The sequence below is a fragment of the Mycoplasma zalophidermidis genome (assembly GCF_024742155.1).
GTDB classification, from domain to species: Bacteria; Bacillota_I; Bacilli_A; order Mycoplasmatales; family Metamycoplasmataceae; genus Mycoplasmopsis; species Mycoplasmopsis zalophidermidis.
On the sequence record NZ_JANSFS010000001.1, the window covers coordinates 115,284 to 135,981 of the forward strand.

The window sequence follows — 20,698 nt, forward strand, 5'->3', positions numbered from 1 at the left end:
CATTTTGTTAAATTATTTAATTGAATTTTAAAGTTTCTAGTTGTGGGTATTATATACTAAACATTAATATAATATTTAAAATTAAATAATAAAATCAAAAACTAATAATTTCTAGTTCTTGACTTTTGAAAATTCTGCGTATTTATTTATTTTTATTTTTTTAGATTCAACAGGTTTTATAACAATAGTAAATTCACCTTTTTGACTTGTATTATCCAGTTGAGTTCTTATATCTCTTATATTCCCAAAGTACTGAGTTTCATGTATTTTAGTCAATTCTCTAGCGATAAAAATTTGTATTTTATCTGCTCATATTATTTCTAAATCATCCAGAAAATTATTTAATTTATGTGGAGAAACATAAAAAATATGTGAAAAATCAGATGATAATGATTCAAGTTGGTTTTGTCTTTGTCCTTTTTTTTCTTTAGGAAATCCGTGAAAAACAAATGTGGATGATAGTCCGCTTAAAGCAAATGCTGATATTGCAGCATTGACGCCCGGTATTAATTCAATACTGATGTCATTTTTTCTAGCAAGCGAAATTAATTCAAAACCTGGATCACTGACCATTGGCATTCCTGCGTCTGAAACTAAACCTAAATTAATTTCTTCACTTAAGCACATTTCAATAAGGTATTCAGCCGTTTTCTTTTCGTTTATTTTGCTATAAGAAATTAATTTTTTATCAATCCCGTAATATGATAATAATTTGCCACTTACGCGAGTGTCTTCGCAAGCGATTGCATCGCAAATTTTTAATGTTTCCAATGCTCTCAAAGTTATGTCCTTTAAATTACCAATTGGTGTTCCAATAATATAAATTTTACTCATAACACTCCAACATGTATACGAACATTGTTTCCGTCTGTAAAAATAAATTATCGTTAGTTCCGACCGAATTTAAGAACTTGTCTATAACTAAGAAACATTTTTTGTAATTGAATTTTGCATCAGCAATTTTTTTAGCAAATGATCGAAATTTCTTAGGGAGAAAATCAAGCGGCATTCATGATCAAGTTAGTATAAATTTTAAGCATTCGATTAGAAAAACTAAATCATCGTGATATTCACGTTTGTTTAATTTTGTTAATAAGATAATTAGCGAAATTTTATCTTTAAACGACTTAACAAAAGCAGTCAGTAAATCATTAATCTTAGAGAATTCATATAACTGTTTATTCTCTAAGATTAGTGATATATCAGACACAACATTCGCTAAAAGTCAGGCTTGGTCTTTATCAAATCCGAGATTTGAAATTTCATCTTCCAACACAGCCTTTTTTTGTTTATTTATATTTATGATAAAGGAACGTGATTTGATAGTCGTTAGAACCTGATTAATATTTTGGGTTGTCAAAATAAATACCACATCATTTGCAGGTTCTTCAATTGTTTTCAATAGGGCGTTTAAAGCTTGATGTGATGCCAAATCAATATTTTTAAAAACTATTATTTTCAATCCATTCTCAAGAAAATTAGAAAAATTACTTTGTTCAAAGATATCCACAATATTATCTTTTTTTAATCCTTCTCCTTGCGATTTTGATGCATCAGCAAGAATAATATTTGATGGCAAAGAAGATTGATCTAAATTTTTAATGTTTAACCCAGTAAATGAGTTAATCATATAAATAATATTATCGTCTAGATTTACGCCTTTAGTTGTTTTTAATAAATAACAGTGATTTATTTTTTTGCATTTAATAGAAGAATCAATAATTTTTGTTAAATTACTGGCTAACATTTTCAACCGACTCTTTTATTCATTCGCTGAATCTATTATTACTAAATAATTTATTAATTAATTCATCAAGTACATTGCTAATGGATTTATTTGCGTCAATAATTATAAATCTTTCGGGGTCTTGATTAATTAACTTTCAATATCCTTCGTAAACTTTTTGTCTAAATAAATCTGTCTCATTGTCCAAACGATCGTGTTCTTCCACTAAACGCAATTGGTTCATTCTTAATTTAGAATCATTAGGGGTTATATTTAAGAAAATAGTGATTTCGGGCATGGTATCATCAATAATTAGATTAGTCATTGTTTTAACATAATCAATGCCTAGGCCTCTTGCAAATCCTTGATATGCATAAAAACTATCTACATATCTATCACACAAAACAAGCTTATTTTCTTTTAATGCTGGTCAAATAACTCTTTCTAAGTGAATTCTACGACTGGTAGAATATAACATTGCCTCTGCAACAGGACTTAATACTGATTTTTTATCTAAAATTATTTGTCTAATTTTTTCTGCTTCCACCAAATCTTTACCACCTGGTTCTCTAGTTGTCAGGTATTTTAAATTAGGAAATCTTAAAGTTAAGTATTCAACTAATTTATTGATTATTGTGGTTTTGCCACTGGCGTCAGGCCCTTCAAATGTTATAAACATATGTCTCCCCTAAATATTTCTGTTTTTTATAGCTTGTTTTATTGTGAATGGGTCAAGATATTCAAGATTTGAACCCATTGGCATTCCAATTGCTGCTCTTGTTGCTTTTATGCCTCTTTTTTGTAACAATTTTTGTAAATGAGCTGTAGTCATTTCACCTTCTAATGAAGGAGAAAGAACTATCATTATTTCGTCAAAATTGTGGTTACCAATAAATTCAAAAAGTTGTTGATATTCATATTTGTAATCATTTTTTTGTTTAACACTCAACAATTCTGGTAAAACAAAATAAAAACCAAAAAAGATACCCATTTCGTCAATTTTAATTAAGGTAGTAATACTTTCGACTATCATTAATGAATTCATTTTCAAAGGATCATCACAATTTAGACATTTATTATTTTCACGAATGAAGTTACACTGGGAACAATAAACAATATTGTCTTTGATATCTTGAATTGCATTTACTAATTCAACTGAAAAATCAGTACTTTGATTCAAAATAAATGTACTTATTTTTTCGGCTAGTTTTTTACTTATTCCGGGTATTTTTTTAAAAACTTCATTAGCTTTTTCAAGTGTATCTATTTTCATTAGAAACTAAAGCCATTAGGCATATGTGGCATCAATTTTTCCTGCTCATCATCAATTTTGGTAAATAATTGATTAATAACTAATGTCATTAAATCTTCTAATGTTTGAGCATCCTCAGGGTCTAATAAATCTTGATCTTTAATTTTGATAGAAACAATTTTTTTAGCTCCAGTCGCAATAACTTCCAGACCATATTTTTCTTCACTAAAAGTTAATTCCATAAATTCTTCAGTTTTTTGTTCTAATTCTTTTTGCAATTTTTGCATTTTTCTTAACATTCCTTGGTCCATATTGACCTCCTTTATTTTAGTGTTTCAAACAGTAAACTTGTTGGTGTTTGAGCTTTATTAATTTTTATTGGTTTTAAAGGAATTGGTTTTGTTGTGATTCCTTCGTTAATTTCTTTGATTAAAGCTTTTGATACGTCTTTATATCTTGTTCTATCTTTAATTAAAAATATATGTTTATGGGAATTTAAATATTTTTTAATAAATTCCTGGAAATTATAATCGTGTGAAACATCGTTTAAATAATTAAGTTTTGTGGCATCGTTTGTATTTAACAACATGAAGTTATCGTTAGCAGCTAGAATTGTAAGGTCGCTCAAAACCTCTATATATGGGTCATACACTTTATCGATAGATAATTTCTTTAAAACATCAATGCTGTCATTTAACTGTTTTATAAAGCTCATATCTGAAAGTAACAATAGGTTTTTTAATTCGTCATCTGTTAGGGTAGTTTCAAACGATGTTTTTGAAGCATAATTTCTTGAAAAATTAGGCACAATAATATCATTAGGTTTTATTAATTCATTATCCAATGTGATTTCTGAAGTAGTGATTAGACCATCGTCATCAAAATCAAAATCATTTGCAGAATTCAAAATATCATTATTTATAGTTTGTGTGTCGCCCAGCTCATCATTGGTTTCTAAAATCATTTCACAGCTCTCTTCCAATGCGGTTTTTATGGTGTCTTCTTGTCTATCTTTATTCTTTACAGGTGCAATCATTTCAACTCCTTGTTTTTGCAAATTATCATTAGCTTTTCTTTCAATATTAGATGTTTGTTCTTTTGCTTTTTTAAGCGTTTCTAAAGTATCATTAGACATTTTTAAAAGATTTAATTCAATTAATTGAAATGGAGAGTCAGCATACATTAAATCTTTATATAGTTTATATAGTAATTCTGATTTTTCTAATGCGAAATCCAGATCAATATCCAATTCATTCAATTCTTGTTCATTTAGTAATTCCAGCAATTTAATGTCGCCAGTTTTTTCATAAATAATGAAATCCTTAAAAGTGTTTATAAGACCCAATACAAATTGGTTAGAATCTAACCCGCCTAATTTCAATGATTCAAAAATAAGTAAAACTTCTTTAATGTTACCTTCATAAAGAAGATTTATTATATTTATTAGATTCTCGTTAGAAGAAATACCGAATGCAAAAACTATATCGTCTAAATGAATATTACCATTACCATAAGCCAATGCTTGATCAGCAATTGATAAAGCATCTCTCATTCCACCAGTCGCTAGTCTAGCTATGTAGTTTAGCGCGCTAGGTTCAAATCCTACGTTTTCATCGGCCAAAACGTGTTGTAATTGTTCTGTAATAACATTTGTAGGAATTTTTCTAAAGTTGTATCTTTGAACTCTAGACAAAATTGTCAAAGGAATTTTTTGAGGATCGGTAGTAGCCAAGATAAATATAGCATGTGCAGGTGGTTCTTCAAGTGTTTTCAATAAGGCATTAAACGCCCCTTTGGACAACATATGAACTTCATCAACTATATAAACTTTATATTTCCCGTGTGCAGGTGAGTTTTGGATTTTATCTCTTAGGTCTCTAATTTCTTTCACGCCATTATTTGACGCAGCATCCATTTCAATGATGTCGAAATTTCGGTCAATTTTGTTAAGGCAAATATCGCAAATTTGCGTTAAATCATTACCATGTCCACAATTTAATGTTGCTGCAAAGATTTTAGCAACCGATGTTTTACCAACACCTCTTGGTCCCGCAAATAGATACGCATGGCTAACCTTGTGATTTAAAATTATATTTCTAAGTGTTTGAACAATATGATCTTGACCTTTAACTTCACTAAAAGTTCTTGGTCTATATTTACGATATAATGCCTTGTAAACCATTTTCACCCCCCATATAGTTATTTAATTATATTAATATTAATTTAATATGTCCTAAATTATTAAAAATATTTTTTTGGCAAAGTTAAAACAATCAAAAAAATGATATAAATACCACCTTATTTTAGTGTGCAAAATAAATATGTGGAATAAATATGTAAAAAATATTAAAATGTTATTAATAAATAAAAAATAAGGAGAATAATGACAAAGACAGTATTAATAGTAATAGACGGGTTGGGATTAGGAAAAAAATACGAAGGTAATGCCTTCGACTTAGCTAAAACTCCAACCTTAGATAAATTTTTAAATAAATATCCTCATTCCCTAATTCAAGCCTCGGGTGAATTTGTGGGTTTGCCAGCAGGGCAAATGGGTAATTCAGAAGTTGGCCATTTAAATATTGGCGCAGGTAGAGTTGTATATACTGGTTTAAGCTTAATCAATCATGCGATAAAAACTGGCGATTTTAATAATAACAGTGTTTTAAATAAGGTAATGGATGATGTTAAAAAGTCAGGTAAGACTCTGCATTTAGTTGGATTATTAAGTGATGGTGGTGTCCACTCACATGAAGATCATTTATTTGCTTTAATTGAATTGGCACATCAGAAAGGATTGCGAAATGTTTCTATTCATGCAATTGGCGATGGTCGGGATGTTGCGCCAAAATCAATACTTGATTCTTTAAATCATTTACAAGAAATTTGCAATGAATATTCATTCAAAATTTCTTCAATTGGAGGTCGCTATTATGGTATGGATAGAGATAAAATGTTTGACCGTATCCAACTTCATTTTGATGCAATAAGAGGTAATACAGACAACAAATTTTCTGACGTAATTGAATATGTTAACAGTATGTATGGTAAAAATGTTACTGATGAGTTTTTAGTTCCTGCCGCTAGTGAAAAAGGGTTATTTGTTCAAGAAAACGATTCAGTGATTTTCTTCAATTTTAGACCTGACAGAGCAAGACAGTTATCTCACTGCTTTATAGGTTCGGATTTATTTGAATATAATTGTCCTAATTCCGTTAAATTACATAATTTTGTATCTATGATGAAATACGAAGGTGTTAATAGCCTTGTAGCAATCGAAGAAATGAAGGTTGTAAATCCAATTGGCGCCGTAATTGCTGATGCTGGATTAAAGCAATTAAGATTAGCTGAAACTCAAAAGTACTCGCACGTCACATATTTTATGGATGGTGGTGTTGACGTGGTATATGACAATTCATCACGTATAATGGTTGATTCTTTAAAGGTTAAAACATACGATTTAGCCCCTAAGATGAGTGCTGAAGAAATTACAAACCAATTAATAGCACATGGACTGGAAAATGATTTAGTTATCATGAATTATGCTAATCCAGATATGGTTGGTCACACAGGAGTATTAAATGCTACAATTGAAGCAATTGAATGACTTGATACTCAATTAGCCAGAGTATTAGAATGAGCTAACAATAATAATGTTACATTATTTATTACGGCTGATCACGGTAACTCTGAAGTAATGATCGACAAAAAAGGCGGGCCAGCTACTAAACATACAGATAATCCTGTCATGTTAGTTTGCACCGATAAAAATGTTAAATTGTCGGATGGTAAATTAGGAAATATAGCACCAACAGTTCTTAAATACATGGGTATTGAGATTCCAAAAGAAATGACTGAGAAACCTTTAATTTAATATGATAGAAAACAAGTTTAAAAGAGTAGTTTTTAGTGATGTTGATGGTACAATTTACGAATATCCAACGCGTATCATAACAGCAGAAAATAGAGCAACAATAATTAACTCAAAAGTTGAAGATGTTGAATTTGTAATAGCCACAGGTAATCCTCTTTTTCAAAAAATGAAGGATTTAGCCAAAGAATTTCAATCTAGATATTTAATTACTTCAAACGGCGCTGAAATTTATGATACTCATGAATCAAAATATCTTTACAAAAAAACAATTTCAAATTCCGCGCTATCTAAAATAATGTCGGTTGTTGAAAAATATAATGGCGGAATTTCTTGAAACAACGAAAACGGGTTTGGAATTTATAACGTTTCTAATAACACCAAGGAATTTTTATCTGAGTTTAATGATTTCGATTATGACTCAGAACCTATGCCAAAGATTGAAGACATTTTTAAAATCGAAATTTTGGAACCGGTTCATTGTATTGAACAAATTTATAAAGAATTAGATTCAATGAATCTTGATATTGAAATGGTTTTCTTGTTTGATTTTATTGAAATTACAGCTAAAGATGTTTCAAAAGGGTCGGCCGTTGAATGAATGTGCAACAATATTTTTAATACAGAATTAAAATACGTTATGGCTATTGGCGATAGTAAAAACGATCTATCTATGTTATCAAAAGTCGGATATGGTTATGCTATGGATAACGCTTCTGATTACGTAAAATCTAAGGTTTCCCTTTATACTTCAGATTGTAACCAAAACGGCCTTTCCGAAGCTATTATAGATTACGTTTACAGAACTAAAAATGACAAAATGAAGTCAGATATTTTAGATAAAGTAATTTCATATAATGAAAAACAAAGAAAGAAATTTAATTATTAATTTTTACTCGCTATTTATCAGCGAGTTTTTTTTACAAGGTTCGTACCAAAATGTAAATCGTATTATTGTCATATTCGATTAAAAATCAGACATCAATAGTTAAAATTTAGTTTTTGCAAAAGTTTTTCTAGTTTTATTATTTATTCAACAAAAATGAATGACATGTCATAACAATCGAGCAATTAATTTAAGTAATAATATTAATATCAAAATTTAATTTATATTGTTAATGATGTAAAATTGTGAATATGAAACTATTTAACTTTAAATCTACAGAAATGCGTATCGCAGAAAAGACCTTAAAAAAAATTAATGCTTTTGAACCATTAATTCAAAAACTTAGCGACGCAGACCTTAAAAATAAAACATTGCAATTCAAAAGCCGTTTAGCTAATGGAGAAAGTTTAGAATCAATGAGAGCGGAAGTTTTTGCTGTTTCTCGTGAAGCTACCAAAAGAGTTCTTGGTAAAAGACCTTATGATGTTCAAATGATAGGAGGATTGCTTCTTGATTTAGCTTCGGTTGCGGAAATGAAAACTGGTGAAGGTAAAACAATTACTTCGATTGCACCAGTTTATTTGAATGCGCTTGAAGGGAAAGGAGCTATTGTTTCTACTGTTAACGAATATCTTTCAGAACGTGATGCTATCGAAATGGGTGAAGTATTCAACTGATTGGGTATGACGGTTGGTATCAATAAAGCCCAAATGGAGACCGATGATAAAAGAAGAGCCTACGCGGCAGATATTACTTATTCAGTTCACTCAGAATTGGGTTTCGACTATTTAAGAGATAATATGGCGAGTTCAATGGAAGAGAAAGTTCAGAGAGGACTTCACTTTTGTCTAATTGACGAAGCCGACTCTATTTTAATTGACGAAGCAAAAACCCCTTTGATTATTTCCGGTGGAGAAGGTGAAGATACTCAGGATTATTTCCTTGCTGATAGATTTGTTAGAACATTAACTGAAGACGATTATGAAATTGATGAAGAATCAAAAGCTATTTCATTGACATTCAGTGGTATTCAAAGAGCAAAAAATTATTTCGGATTTGAGAATCTTTACCATATTGAAAACTCTGAAATGGTACACCGTATTCAAAACTCACTAAGAGCTCATAAAGTAATGAAAGAAAATGTCGAATATATTGTTAGAAATGGTAAGGTTGAACTTGTTGATGCTTTTACAGGTCGTATTATGGAAGGACGTGCTTACTCTGAAGGATTACAACAAGCAATTCAAGCCTGCGCTGGTGTAGAAATAGAAAGTGAAACTAAAACTCTTGCAACCATTACATACCAAAACTTTTTCCGTATGTTCAATAAGCTATGCGGTATGACAGGTACCGCCAAAACTGAAGAACAAGAATTTATTGATATCTATAACATGCGGGTAAATGTTGTCCCAACAAACAAACCAGTCATCAGACAAGATTTACCTGATTCAATTTTTGCAACAGCAACTGGTAAATGGGCTGCCGTTACTGAGAAAATTAGAGAATTATACGAAAAAGGACAACCAATATTAGTTGGTACTGCTCAAATTGAAGATTCCGAAATATTACATCAGTATCTATTGAATGCTATGATTCCCCATACAGTCCTTAATGCTAAACAAAATGCTTCTGAGGCTGAAATAATTGCAAATGCAGGTCAAGTTAAATCGGTTACAATAGCAACGAACATGGCTGGTCGTGGTACTGATATTAAACTAAGCGCGGAAGCAAAAGAGTTAGGCGGTTTGTATGTTATTGGTACAGATAAGGCTGAATCGAGACGTATAGATAACCAACTTAGGGGGCGTAGTGGACGTCAAGGTGACCCAGGAACATCTAAATTTTACGTATCGCTCGACGACCAGTTAATGAAGCGTTTTGCAAATTATGAAGAATTTAAGGAACAATTTGCTTCTAAAGGCGACGCAGAAATAACCACTAAATCGTTAATTAAAGGTTTTGTGGCTGCTCAAAAGAAAATTGAAGGTTTTAACTATGATTCGCGTAAAAGTGTTCTTCATTATGATGATGTTATCCGACAACAGCGTGACCTTTTCTATGCTCAAAGAGATTTAATATTAATACATGAAGATTTGGGATTTATTATTGAAAGAATGTTAAAAAGTTCGATCAACTCAATAGTAACTAATCCTGAGTTCTTAAATAAAACGGGTTCATTCGTTTATGAAAAATTACTATCGTATTTAAACAATGATTTTCTTGGCAAAGGTGTTAGAGAAAAAATCAATTTTGAGGAGTTGATTAAAATTCATGAAAGTGACATGAAAGACTATTTAATTGAAAAAATTCTTGATAAATACAATATTTGAAGAAATAATGTTGAGAAGGATTATGCCAAGGATTTATTGTTTTATACTGAAAAACGAATAGTTTTATCGGTTGTGGATAAATATTGACAAAATCACATTAACACAATGGATAAATTACGCTCTAATGTCAATTTAGTTCAATATTCTCAAAAAAACCCATATCAAGTTTACACAGAAGAGGGCAGCAAAAAATTCAATCAAATGTTAGCTAATATCGCTACGGATGTAGCAAAAACTATCTTTAACGAACGTTTAGGCGCTTCGTCATTAATTCCGGCAGAAGTAAGACAAGACCCTTTATTTGCCGAGATTAGAAATATAATTGTATTTGATGATGAAAACTTAGACGAAATTGAAAAAGAAAAAAGATTACTTAACTATTACTTTGAAACTAAAAATGCACAAATTCATGTTTCGAACGAAAATATACAAGCAATTGAGGACGATTTCTTTACAAATAGAAATTAAAAAGAACCGCCTATTAACGGTTCTTTTTAACACTAATTTTTATAAATTTGAATAATTTAAGCAATTCATTCATCGCAATTAAAACTAATCCCAATAGAATTGATGTAATAATTAGAATTGGGTGGCCAATAATGTTTGCCATTCTAAAAATCTGTGCTATTTGAGGGACTAATGCAATTATCAGTATTGTTGTTGCAGAAAATGCTATTGCTGCTCAAACTAATCAGTATTTTTTGAATAAAGAAACAAAAATTGATTTTTCACTGATAAAATTGATAGTGTTAATGCCACAAGCTAGCCCCAAAGTAATAAACCCGCATGTAGATGATATTTGAGCTAATTCTAATCCGTTTTTGATTGCATATTCAGCACCAATTGCGTATGAAGCTAATGTCGCAAAACTTAATAATAGTGATTGTCAAATAAGCATTGAGCCCATTCCGCGTGAAAAAATACTTTCTTTTCTATTGTATGGACTTCTGTCCATAACATTTTTTTTGTTATCTACAAAACCTAAAGCTATTGCTGGTAACCCATGAGATACAAGGTTAATCCACAATAATTGACTAGCACCAAAAATATAAAACTCCTGTAAATAATATTCTTTATAAACAAAAAAGAATACAACCATACCAATCAACATTACGAGTATTTCAACTATTGAAGAAACCAATAAGTTCATAACAATTGTTTTGATTTTGTCAAAAGTGGTACGTCCATTTTTAACGGCACTAACGATTGTATTGAAATTATCATCGACCAATATTAAATCTGCTGCCTGCTTCGATACATCTGTTCCTGTTATACCCATGGCGCAACCTATATCAGAAGCTTTAAGTGCTGGTGCATCATTAACACCATCGCCGGTCATTGCAACAACTTCATCGTGTTTTTGTCACGCCTTTACTATGCGAAGTTTATCTTCGGGATTTACTCTTGCATATACAGTTATTTTTGTGACCTTTTCATTAAGTTCTTCATCAGACATTTTAGACAATTCGGAACCAGAGATGCATAAATCACTTTCTTGATAAATACCTAAATTTTTAGCAATTGCTTTAGCTGTTATGATATGGTCCCCAGTAATCATTACTGTTTTAATTCCTGCTTTTTTGGCCTTTTCAACGCTTTCACGAACATTATCACGAGGAGGGTCAATCAGCGCAACAAGACCAATAAATTCGAAATTTTCTTCATCACTAAATGAAATTGTATCTTTATCAATTTTTTTACGAGATAAAGCTATAACTCTATATGATTTGCTACCTCAATTATCATTTATTGATTGTATTTCATCTTTATTTATATTAATAGATTTATTAATAATGATATCGGGCGCACCCTTAGTAATCATTCACTTTTCGCTGTTAATTTCAACTAAAACAGAGTGCATTTTACGGTCGCTATCAAAAGGTAGCGATTGAATTATCGGTGTTTTTGCTAACACTTCTTTCTTCGTAATGTTTAATTCATGGGCAAATCTCAACATTCCGGTTTCAGTAGGATCTCCAATCTCATTGAATGACCCCGTTTTTTTGTCCAAATCAATGAAAGCATCATTGCAAAGTGTTAATAATGAGGCTATATTTTTAAATTTACTTTTGTTTTTATTTTTACTTAACATCAAATTAGATGATAAGTCGAAAACATCAACTATTTTCATTTTATTTTCCGTTAATGTCCCAGTTTTATCTGTACATATAATTGAAGCTGAACCTAGCGTTTCCACAGCTAATAGGTTTTTGACTAAGGCCTTTTCTTTTGATAAAGCCTTAACACCTACGGATAATAAAACAGTCGTAAATGTGATTAATCCTTCTGGGATTGCAGCTACTGCAAGGCTTATTGCTGTTACTAATGAGTGTGTGTAGATATCTAAATTGCTTCAAACACCTGTATAAATATTATTCAGTAAAATTTGAACAAAAAGACTAACAAATAGTAATGCAACACCACCAATACCAAACCACTTACTTAAATTATTTAGTTTGTATTGTAAAGGAGTAATATTTTTACCTTGTTTTTGTATTGATTCGTTAATTTTGCCTAATTCAGTATTAACACCGGTACCAATAACTAACGCAGTAGCTTTACCGTTTGTAATATAGGTTCCAGAATATAATAAATGCTTATTTTCTGCTAATATTGCATTAGTTTCCGCATTTCAATCAGCAAATTTTAAAATTGGTAAGTTTTCTCCAGTTAGTGAAGATTCAACTACCATTAGGTTTGAGGATTCAATAATTTTGCAATCTGCGCTTATAGTATCACCTGCAGCTAAAATAATCAAATCCCCAGGAACTAGGTCAGTAGCCTTGATTTTGATGACTTTTCCGTCACGTATCACATTCGAATATGTTTCGTTCATTTTCTCCAAAGCTCTAACAGCGTTATCGGATTTCACTTCTTGATAGGCGCCAAGCATTGAGTTTAATATAATGACTAAAATAATTATTGCTGGTTCTACATAACTAATAGTTAAATCCACGCCACTTTTTTTATTAGTAACTTGTTCAAAAATGGCTAATCCCAATGAAATTGCGGCCCCAATAATTAATAAAATTATCATTGGGTCCAAAAATTGTTTAAAGAATGCTACTATTGGATTTATCTTTTTATTTTTAATTAACGAGTTAGATCCAAATTTTTGTTTTTTTACCAAAACTTCTTTTGAACTTAAACCGTTATATTTTAATGATTCTTCTTTATTCATTATTTCCCTTTCTACTTTGAATATTATTTTAAATGGATATTATAAAACCTAACAAAAAAGTATAAAAAAAATGGCGGAACAGAGAGGATTTGAACCTCCGCGGGTGTTGCCACCCCTACAGCATTAGCAGTGCCGCCTCTTCAGCCTCTTGAGTACTGTCCCATTTTGCTTTACTATTATATATATAAATTGTATTTATAGGAACAAAAAAGTTATTTTTAATGTTTTTGCTGAAAAATTCAATAAAATTTATCAATTTAATAAAAAAATCTCAAAATAAGATTTACTTATTAAGTAAGAAAAGCGTATAAAGAGCGCTTAATGAAGATAGATGTAATTCCGATTTTAAGATTGATTCAAATTCTTCCTGCGTGAATCATTCATTATAAGCAACTGATTCGAATATTGAACCATCAGTTAGTATATCATGAGCTGTTAAATTTGTTACATCAACAACAAAGTTATATACTTTTTCATTCATTTGTGTAGTTGCAACACAAACATTATGAGCTATTATATTAGATAATTCTATTTTGTAACCAGCTTCCTCTAATACTTCATTAATGCAACATTCACTTGGGGTTTGATTGTCTTCAATACTACCAGTTATAGCAGATGGATATGGTTGATCTCATCGTTTCTTTTCTTTAACTTCTGGAAGAGGTTGGTAATGAATCATAAATTCATATCCCGTGTCTGTTTTTTTAAACAATAGAGCCGCAATTGAGTTAATACTGCGGCGTTGACAGTAAGTAAAACCTTTATCAGATTTAAATACACTTATTCAATCATTTTGGAATAGTTTTGTGTTGTTTTTCATTATATCTCCATTCTACGAATAAACACATTATTCAATATTTAACAAAAAATGAAACATTATTGTTTCATTATATATTATTTATTTAGTGAATTTAAAGCAATTTCAAACATAGTTGAAAATTCTAATAGTCTTTCATCGCTTGAAAGGCTAGCTCCGGTTACAATGTTTTCAGAAACTGAAAGTAAAGCACCGGCTTTTTTATTGCATCTTAAAGCAGTGGCAAATAATGCAAAACATTCATTATCTACAACTTGACATTGGGTAACTTTTTTTGTTTCTTCGATACTTCTTAAACCATAAAACACGTCTGTTGTATGACATGAAACTTGTTTTAATTCAACTCCCATATCGTTTGCAGCATTAATTAGCGAATCCATTGTTGATTTTGTTGGAAACATTTCATGTGTACGTTCACCAACCATAAGTTCAACAAATCCGAAACCATCAGCATAAGCTCTATTAACTAGAACTGGTTGTTTTACATTTAATTCTTCAATATAAGAACCGGTTGAACCCACTCTAATGATTTGTTCAACGCCATAAACAGTATAAAGTTCGTATGCATAAATTCCGATTGATGCAGCGCCCATTCCTGAGGCACCGATAGTTACTTGCATTCCATTATATTCTCCGGTGTAAAATAATACATTTCTTACCGAAGAAACTAATTTTGGATTTTTAAGAAATTTTTTAGCCATGTATTCTGCACGCAATGGATCTCCTGGCATTAATACGTATTTTGCTATTTCGCCTTTTTGGGCACTAATGTGTGGTGTTGGCATGATAGTCTCCTTTTATAATTCTTGAGCATTTTTATATAATGATTGTAATATGGTAATATCTTCATTATCAATATTGGCTTTTATTTCATCATATAAAGATTTTATTTTTTTGTATCTTTTATCTGAATATTTTGGAGCTTTTTGATGTTCTTCAATATCAACTTCTAATGTTTTCATCACAATTTTTAAATTATTTCTGGTGTCAAGCAAAGTTATTCTTTCTTGACTAACTTTAGACACATCAACCAAATTGTGAAGGCGCATTTTATATTCTGAATCCTCATGTTTTTGAGTATCATTAATTAAGTTTTTAGCATCTAAAATCACCTTTTCTAATTTTGGTATTAATTCACTAATTAATTTATCGCTACTGAAGATTTGATTCTTCATTTTAAGTAAAAGAGTATTTTCTACATTTTCAACATATTGTTGTAATTCTTGACCATCTTTGCTTAGTTTTGAACAACTAGCTGCAACAGTAACCAATGGAACACTAGAAGCAAACCCTAGGGTTAATAAAAGTTTTTTATTCATGATTCTCCCTTACGAAATTAATCATACACAATTTGCGTTATTATTTAACTTTTTGTGTGATGTATTCCTTAATTTTATCTTTAATTTCAACATTTTCTAATGAATAATCAATAGTTGCTTTAACGAATCCTTCGATTGAACCTAAATCATATCTAGTGCCTTCAAATTCGAAAGCATAGATTTTTTGATTATATTTGTTTTTTAACTCTTCAAATGCATCGACTACTTGTATTTCATTTTTACCATCATATTCAATTTTAGACAAAATATCCAATAATTCAGGATTAAATACATATCTTCCAAGAATTGCCTTGTGCGATGGGGCAACCTCCAAAGCGGGTTTTTCTACTGCGTCACTAATTTCAAATGATTTTAAATTTCTTTCTTCGTTATTAAGAGGTTTAACAACGCCATATTTGTGAACATTTTCTGGTTCTACCGTTTGCACACCTAAAATATTAGCTCCTGTTTTATCATAAAAGTCAATTAGTTGTTTTATAGCAGGAGTGTTTGATTTAATTAAATCATCTCCTAAAATCACAGCAAATGGTTCATTACCAATTAATTCTTTTGCTGAAGCTAAAGCATCTCCTAGTCCATTTTGTTTGTCTTGGAAAACAAATTTGATGTGTTTAAAGCGATTTGTTTTGCGAACCAAATCTAATAATTTAGCTTTGCCTTTTGATTCCAACTCTTCTTCAAGAGCTTGATTAACTGAAAATAAATTTAATATATCTTGTTTACGTTCGCTAATTACCAAGATAATTTCTTCAATACCGGCGCTTAAGGCTTCGTCTACTAATAAGTCCAAAGAAGGTCTATTTAAAATAGGCACTAATTCTTTGTGAACTACTTTTGTCATTGGCAAAAATCTTGTTCCTCATCCAGCTGCTGGGATAATTAATTTTTTAACTTTTTTATTCATTTGTATCTCCTATATGAATTACTAATCAAATTGCATGTTGCGATGTCTTAATTATTTTATGTTTAGTGTTTTTTTTAATTCGCAAACAGTCCCCTTCTGACATCTCAAAAATATTACTGTTCTCGTCTTCAATAGTTGCTGTTCCCTTGATTAAAAAGGCATGTTCTAAATCATTGTTTTGCATTCAATCGGAATTATATTCAAAAGAATGTATTATTTCGATTTTGTGGCCTTTATTACTAAATAAGGTATGCGAAAGTTCTTCGTTTGTCCATTTAGAATGATTGACATCATTTTTAATATTTATTACATCTTTAATTAGTTTTATTTTTTTAAACATATTATTAATTTTAAACAATTCTATAAAAAATAATAAAAAAATGACCGCTAGGGTCACTTGGTCAACTTAATGAAATGGTGCGAACGAATGGACTCGAACCATCGACCTCACGATTATCAGTCGTGTGCTCTAACCAGCTGAGCTACGCTCGCAATTATAGTTGCGGAATTAATTATACCGCAACTTTTTGGATTATTAAATAAAAAATTAAAATTAACGTTTTGAGAATTGACGTGAACGACGTGCTTTACGTAAACCTGGTTTTTTACGTTCTTTAACACGAGCATCACGAGTTAACATACCTGCTGGTTTTAGTTTAGCTCTGTATGAATCACTTGCTAATAATAATGCACGAGCAATACCTAAACGGATTGCACCGGCTTGACCACTTAGTCCACCACCACGAACATTAACTGTAATGTCGAAGTTTCCAACTGTTTCAGTTAATGCTAAAGGTTGTGAAGCATCTTGTAAAAATAAATCCGATGCTAAATAAGCTCTTGCATCACGACCATTAATAGTGAATGTACCTTTACCTGGTCTTAAAATAACACGTGCTGTAGAACTTTTACGACGTCCTAAACCACGATATTCGATAACTGATTTTGTAGCCATATTATTTTACCTCTAAACTTTCTGGTTGTTGCGCTTGGTGTGCATGTTCTGGACCTGCATATACAAATAAGTTTTTACGTTGTTTGTCACCTAATTTTGTGTGAGGCAACATACCGTAGATGGCTTTTTGTACAATTGCTGTAGGTTTCTTAATTCTTAACTTAGCAGCAGTGATGCTTTTTAGACCACCAGGATATCCTGTGTGGTGGTAGTAAACTTTGTCTTCTTCTTTGTTAGCTGTTAATACAACTTTTTCAGCATTAATGATAATAACATTGTCGCCCATGTCAGCATTTGGAGTAAAGGTTGGTTTGTTCTTTCCTCTTAAAACTGTTGCGACAGTGGCTGCTAAACGACCTAGAACTTGTCCTTCGGCGTCAACAACGTATCATTTTTTATTTGCGTTTTCTTTGTTTACAATAGTTGTTTGTCTCATTGTTTTCTCCTCAATATTTTTTAATTGGTAAAACCAATTCGTTAACGGGATAATTTTTACTGGATTTCATTCGTCGAACCGAATGGTATATCGATTTAAGCGACACAAGCTTATCTCGGTATAAATAAAAATATACATTAAATCTCCAAAATTAAAAGGAAATTTTTTGGAAAGTTGAATGATATTTCAAATAGTGCAATAAAATTGAATTATGAAAAAACTAAGAGATCATTTCAAAATGTTAAAAAAAATTACTTATTTCGATAATGCAGCACTATGTTTAAAGCCGGATATGGCTATTAAAGCAAGTACAGATTTTTATCTAAAATATTCTGTTAGTGTAAGAACTAACAATGCACCTTTGGGAATCCAAAATATTGCTATTATCAATAGTTTACGTAAAAAAATCTGTGACTTATTAGAGACAAACATTAGCGAGACAAAAATCATTTTTACTTCAGGTACTACTGCGTCATTAAATATGTTAGTTCTAATGCTACAATCAAAACTTAAGCCTGGTGATGAAATTTTATTAAGTTCATTTAATCATTCATCGAATTTTGTTCCATGAATAGAAATTTCCAAAAAAACCGGTGCAAAAATAATAGTTGAAAACGACTTGCATAATAATATTAATAATAAAACTAAAGTTATCGCATTTGCACAAATGAATAACAATTTTAATGTTTCTACGGATATGAAATTAATTAAACAAAAAGCTGAATCGGTTGGGGCAATTGTTGTCAATGATGCTGCTCAGGCAATTGTCTATGAGCCTGTTAGTGCAAAATTTTCAGATGTAATAGCTTTTAGTTGTAATAAATTTTATGGTCCAACAGGACTGGGAGTATTAGCAATAAAAAATGATTTATTAAAAAAACTTGAGCCTGTGTTTTTTGGTGGTGGGTCAGTTCTTAACATAGATAAATCATGTACTTGAATTAAAAATGACTCAATTGATTTATTTGAATCGGGCACGGCCAATTTTGCTGGTATTTATATGTTTGATAAAGCGCTAGATTTTTTTAACACTTATTTAGGATATGAAAAAACACAGAAAATCTTGAAAGATTTATCAAATTATGCTTATAAAAAACTATCAAAAATTCCGAATATTCAAATTTATACAAAACCTGATGATCACATTATTTTATTTAATATTAAAGGTGTAGATTCTCACGATATAGCGCACTATTTAGGTACTCAAAATATATATGTAAGATCTGGACTTTTTTGCGCATATTATGTTAGAAATGTGATGCAAGAAAATTCATATGTCAGGGTTTCATTAGGAGTTTATAATAATAAAAAAGAAATCAGGAAACTTGTTGATTCTTTAGAAAAAGGAGGGGACTTCATTGTCATTTAATCAAGAACAAAAACGCCAAATTATTATGGCACATTACTTAGCACCAGAATATAAGAAAATAATAGATAATAATAAAATAATCAGACACGGAAAAGCCTGTGCTGATTATCTTGAATTTAGTTTTGAAATTAATAATAATAAAATAAATAATTTATATTTTGATGGGAAAGGTTGCGCATTTATGATTGCTTCTACTGATTTAATTTGTAAAGAACTTAACGGTAAAAGCGTAGACGAAGTGACCAATTTTATTGAAAAATATGAATCTTTTATCAAAAATGGTGGTGATAGTTCAATAGAAAATGAATTAGGAGAGTTAGCAATTTTTAATAATGTTAAAGAACATCCTAATAGATATTATTGTGCAACGTTACTATCGAATGCCCTTAAAGAAGAGTTAAATGTCTAGAATAATTTTTCATATTGATTTTGATTCATATTTTGCTAGTGCGCATCGAGTATTGAACCCCCAGTATGATGGTAAACCCATAGCAATTGGCAAAAATCTTAAGCGGTCGATTGCTTGTTCAGTAAGTTACGAGTTAAAAGCAAAAGGTGTGAAATCTGGGTGACCTAATTACAAGATTTTAGAAAAAGAACCAAGAACAATTTTTATAGAACCAAATTTTGATCTATATATTAATTTGTCAAACAAAATATTTGATTTTCTTGGGGAAAATTACACTAAAAACATTGAGGTCTATTCAATAGATGAGTGTTGGGTTGATGTTACAAATATTACTAATGAAAATAATGCAGTAAATTTAGCAAAATCAATGCAAAAACACGTATATTCTAAATTTCGAATACCTATTTCCATTGGCATTTCTCATAATAAATTTCTTGCTAAATTATCAACTAATTTAGCCAAACCTTTTGGTGTGAAGCAAACCAAAATAATAGATATTAAAGATAGTATTTGACCTTTGGCAATTGATGAATATTTCGGTATTGGTAAGAGTACTTCTCAAAAGTTAAAAGAAATTGGAATCGACACAATAGGCAAATTAGCTTCTCGTGATAAAAATGACCATGATTTATATGAAATTTTTCGTTCAAGAACTAACCGTTTTATCAATGAGGCAAAGGGTATATTTAATGAAGAATTAAATTATGAACACAATGACTTAAAATCAATAGGAAATGAATTAACATTTTTATCTTTTGATTTAGATGAGCGCGATGAAATATTAAAAATCTTATTTAATTTATGTCAAAAAGTAAGTTTGAGAGCTAAGAATCGTAATACTGTTGGATACGTAATATGTGTTTCGGTGAGAAGCACTACTAAACGATGAACTCGTCAACAAATGACGCTTAATATTCCAACTAATGATAGTGATGAGATTTACTCGAAAGCTAGTTCAATTTTTAATAAGATGTTTAAAGAGAATTTTATTAGAGGTATTGGAGTCAAATTATCTCGTTTAATAAACGAATTTGATGTTGCAAAACCAATATCTTTATTTGAAACTGATGAACATGAAGACAAGATTAAAAAAATTATTAAAAATATAAATTATAAAATGAGAGTAAAATCATTAAAAACAGGTGACGAATTTGAAAGTGATAAAGTGAAAGAAAATATTCAGTCACGTTATTTATGCGAAGATACCGCAAAGAAAGGTTAA

20 protein-coding genes and 2 tRNA genes are annotated in these 20,698 nt (G+C 30.4%); 6 read left to right on the forward strand and 16 right to left on the reverse strand.

From position 1 onward, the window contains the following. Window positions 1-111: 111 nt before the first annotated feature. From rsmI to dnaX, 6 genes are read right to left on the reverse strand one after another with little or no spacing between them, the layout of a single operon-like run. Window positions 112-834 carry a 16S rRNA (cytidine(1402)-2'-O)-methyltransferase gene (gene rsmI, locus NW238_RS00565; protein ID WP_216505149.1) on the reverse strand — a complete coding sequence of 241 codons (723 nt, stop codon included), beginning with the start codon at window positions 832-834 and terminating at the stop codon, window positions 112-114. Then, on the reverse strand, window positions 827-1,747 hold the full coding sequence (locus NW238_RS00570) for a DNA polymerase III delta subunit-related protein (protein WP_216505148.1): 921 nt from the start codon (window positions 1,745-1,747) through the stop codon (window positions 827-829). The genes rsmI and NW238_RS00570 overlap by 8 nt, the downstream gene beginning before the upstream one ends. Then, on the reverse strand, window positions 1,734-2,405 hold the full coding sequence (gene tmk / locus NW238_RS00575) for a dTMP kinase (protein ID WP_216505146.1): 672 nt from the start codon (window positions 2,403-2,405) through the stop codon (window positions 1,734-1,736). Before tmk ends, NW238_RS00570 begins: the two co-directional genes overlap by 14 nt. Before the next feature lie 9 nt (window positions 2,406-2,414). After that, window positions 2,415-2,999 carry a toprim domain-containing protein gene (locus NW238_RS00580; RefSeq protein ID WP_216505143.1) on the reverse strand — a complete coding sequence of 195 codons (585 nt, stop codon included), beginning with the start codon at window positions 2,997-2,999 and terminating at the stop codon, window positions 2,415-2,417. Beyond that, the gene (locus tag NW238_RS00585) at window positions 2,999-3,289 is read right to left on the reverse strand and encodes a YbaB/EbfC family nucleoid-associated protein (RefSeq protein WP_216505141.1); all 291 of its coding nucleotides are present in this window, start codon (window positions 3,287-3,289) and stop codon (window positions 2,999-3,001) included. Before NW238_RS00585 ends, NW238_RS00580 begins: the two co-directional genes overlap by 1 nt. Before the next feature lie 11 nt (window positions 3,290-3,300). Next, window positions 3,301-5,160, reverse strand: coding sequence for a DNA polymerase III subunit gamma/tau (dnaX, locus tag NW238_RS00590; RefSeq protein WP_258451615.1), 1,860 nt, complete (start codon window positions 5,158-5,160; stop codon window positions 3,301-3,303). Between the two features lie 201 nt (window positions 5,161-5,361). On the opposite strand from dnaX, the gene gpmI reads away from it, so the two are divergent. The 3 genes from gpmI (at window position 5,362) to secA (ending at window position 10,533) form a co-directional block, all read left to right on the forward strand. Continuing rightward, on the forward strand, window positions 5,362-6,852 hold the full coding sequence (gene gpmI / locus NW238_RS00595) for a 2,3-bisphosphoglycerate-independent phosphoglycerate mutase (RefSeq protein ID WP_216567725.1): 1,491 nt from the start codon (window positions 5,362-5,364) through the stop codon (window positions 6,850-6,852). Window position 6,853: 1 nt separating this feature from the next. Next, a complete protein-coding gene (locus NW238_RS00600; RefSeq protein ID WP_216505135.1) occupies window positions 6,854-7,738 on the forward strand; it encodes a Cof-type HAD-IIB family hydrolase in 885 nt (294 codons plus the stop codon). Window positions 7,739-7,986: 248 nt separating this feature from the next. Continuing rightward, window positions 7,987-10,533, forward strand: coding sequence for a preprotein translocase subunit SecA (gene secA / locus NW238_RS00605; protein WP_216505134.1), 2,547 nt, complete (start codon window positions 7,987-7,989; stop codon window positions 10,531-10,533). Window positions 10,534-10,546: 13 nt separating this feature from the next. Here secA and NW238_RS00610 read toward each other — a convergent pair whose 3' ends face one another. The 10 genes from NW238_RS00610 to rplM form a co-directional block, all read right to left on the reverse strand. Further along, entirely contained in the window at window positions 10,547-13,246 is a 2,700-nt protein-coding gene (locus NW238_RS00610) for a cation-translocating P-type ATPase (protein ID WP_216505133.1), read from the reverse strand. Between the two features lie 71 nt (window positions 13,247-13,317). Then, window positions 13,318-13,408 (reverse strand) — tRNA-Ser (locus tag NW238_RS00615). A gap of 121 nt (window positions 13,409-13,529) precedes the next feature. Beyond that, entirely contained in the window at window positions 13,530-14,066 is a 537-nt protein-coding gene (locus tag NW238_RS00620; RefSeq protein WP_216505132.1) for an NUDIX domain-containing protein, read from the reverse strand. A gap of 74 nt (window positions 14,067-14,140) precedes the next feature. Beyond that, window positions 14,141-14,848, reverse strand: coding sequence for a phosphorylase family protein (locus NW238_RS00625; RefSeq protein WP_216505130.1), 708 nt, complete (start codon window positions 14,846-14,848; stop codon window positions 14,141-14,143). Between the two features lie 12 nt (window positions 14,849-14,860). Next, entirely contained in the window at window positions 14,861-15,382 is a 522-nt protein-coding gene (locus NW238_RS00630) for a hypothetical protein (protein WP_216505128.1), read from the reverse strand. Window positions 15,383-15,422: 40 nt separating this feature from the next. Beyond that, window positions 15,423-16,307: a UTP--glucose-1-phosphate uridylyltransferase gene (locus tag NW238_RS00635; RefSeq protein ID WP_216505126.1), complete on the reverse strand. Its 885-nt coding sequence runs from the start codon at window positions 16,305-16,307 to the stop codon at window positions 15,423-15,425. Continuing rightward, complete coding sequence (locus NW238_RS00640; RefSeq protein WP_216505124.1) at window positions 16,300-16,647, reverse strand: cupin domain-containing protein; 348 nt, start codon at window positions 16,645-16,647, stop codon at window positions 16,300-16,302. The genes NW238_RS00635 and NW238_RS00640 overlap by 8 nt, the downstream gene beginning before the upstream one ends. Before the next feature lie 75 nt (window positions 16,648-16,722). Beyond that, window positions 16,723-16,799 (reverse strand) — tRNA-Ile (locus NW238_RS00645). Window positions 16,800-16,860: 61 nt separating this feature from the next. Next, window positions 16,861-17,262: a 30S ribosomal protein S9 gene (gene rpsI / locus NW238_RS00650; protein ID WP_171111130.1), complete on the reverse strand. Its 402-nt coding sequence runs from the start codon at window positions 17,260-17,262 to the stop codon at window positions 16,861-16,863. Window position 17,263: 1 nt separating this feature from the next. After that, a complete protein-coding gene (gene rplM, locus NW238_RS00655) occupies window positions 17,264-17,698 on the reverse strand; it encodes a 50S ribosomal protein L13 (RefSeq protein ID WP_171111128.1) in 435 nt (144 codons plus the stop codon). A 211-nt stretch (window positions 17,699-17,909) separates the two neighbouring features. Here rplM and NW238_RS00660 point away from each other — a divergent pair, with 211 nt between their 5' ends. The 3 genes from NW238_RS00660 to NW238_RS00670 are packed head-to-tail and all read left to right on the forward strand — an operon-like array spanning window position 17,910 to window position 20,698. Next, window positions 17,910-19,067, forward strand: a complete 1,158-nt coding sequence (locus NW238_RS00660) for an aminotransferase class V-fold PLP-dependent enzyme (protein WP_216505122.1) — start codon at window positions 17,910-17,912, stop codon at window positions 19,065-19,067. Beyond that, window positions 19,057-19,476 carry an iron-sulfur cluster assembly scaffold protein gene (locus NW238_RS00665; RefSeq protein WP_246526022.1) on the forward strand — a complete coding sequence of 140 codons (420 nt, stop codon included), beginning with the start codon at window positions 19,057-19,059 and terminating at the stop codon, window positions 19,474-19,476. Before NW238_RS00660 ends, NW238_RS00665 begins: the two co-directional genes overlap by 11 nt. Next, the gene (locus tag NW238_RS00670) at window positions 19,469-20,698 is read left to right on the forward strand and encodes a Y-family DNA polymerase (RefSeq protein ID WP_258451616.1); all 1,230 of its coding nucleotides are present in this window, start codon (window positions 19,469-19,471) and stop codon (window positions 20,696-20,698) included. The genes NW238_RS00665 and NW238_RS00670 overlap by 8 nt, the downstream gene beginning before the upstream one ends.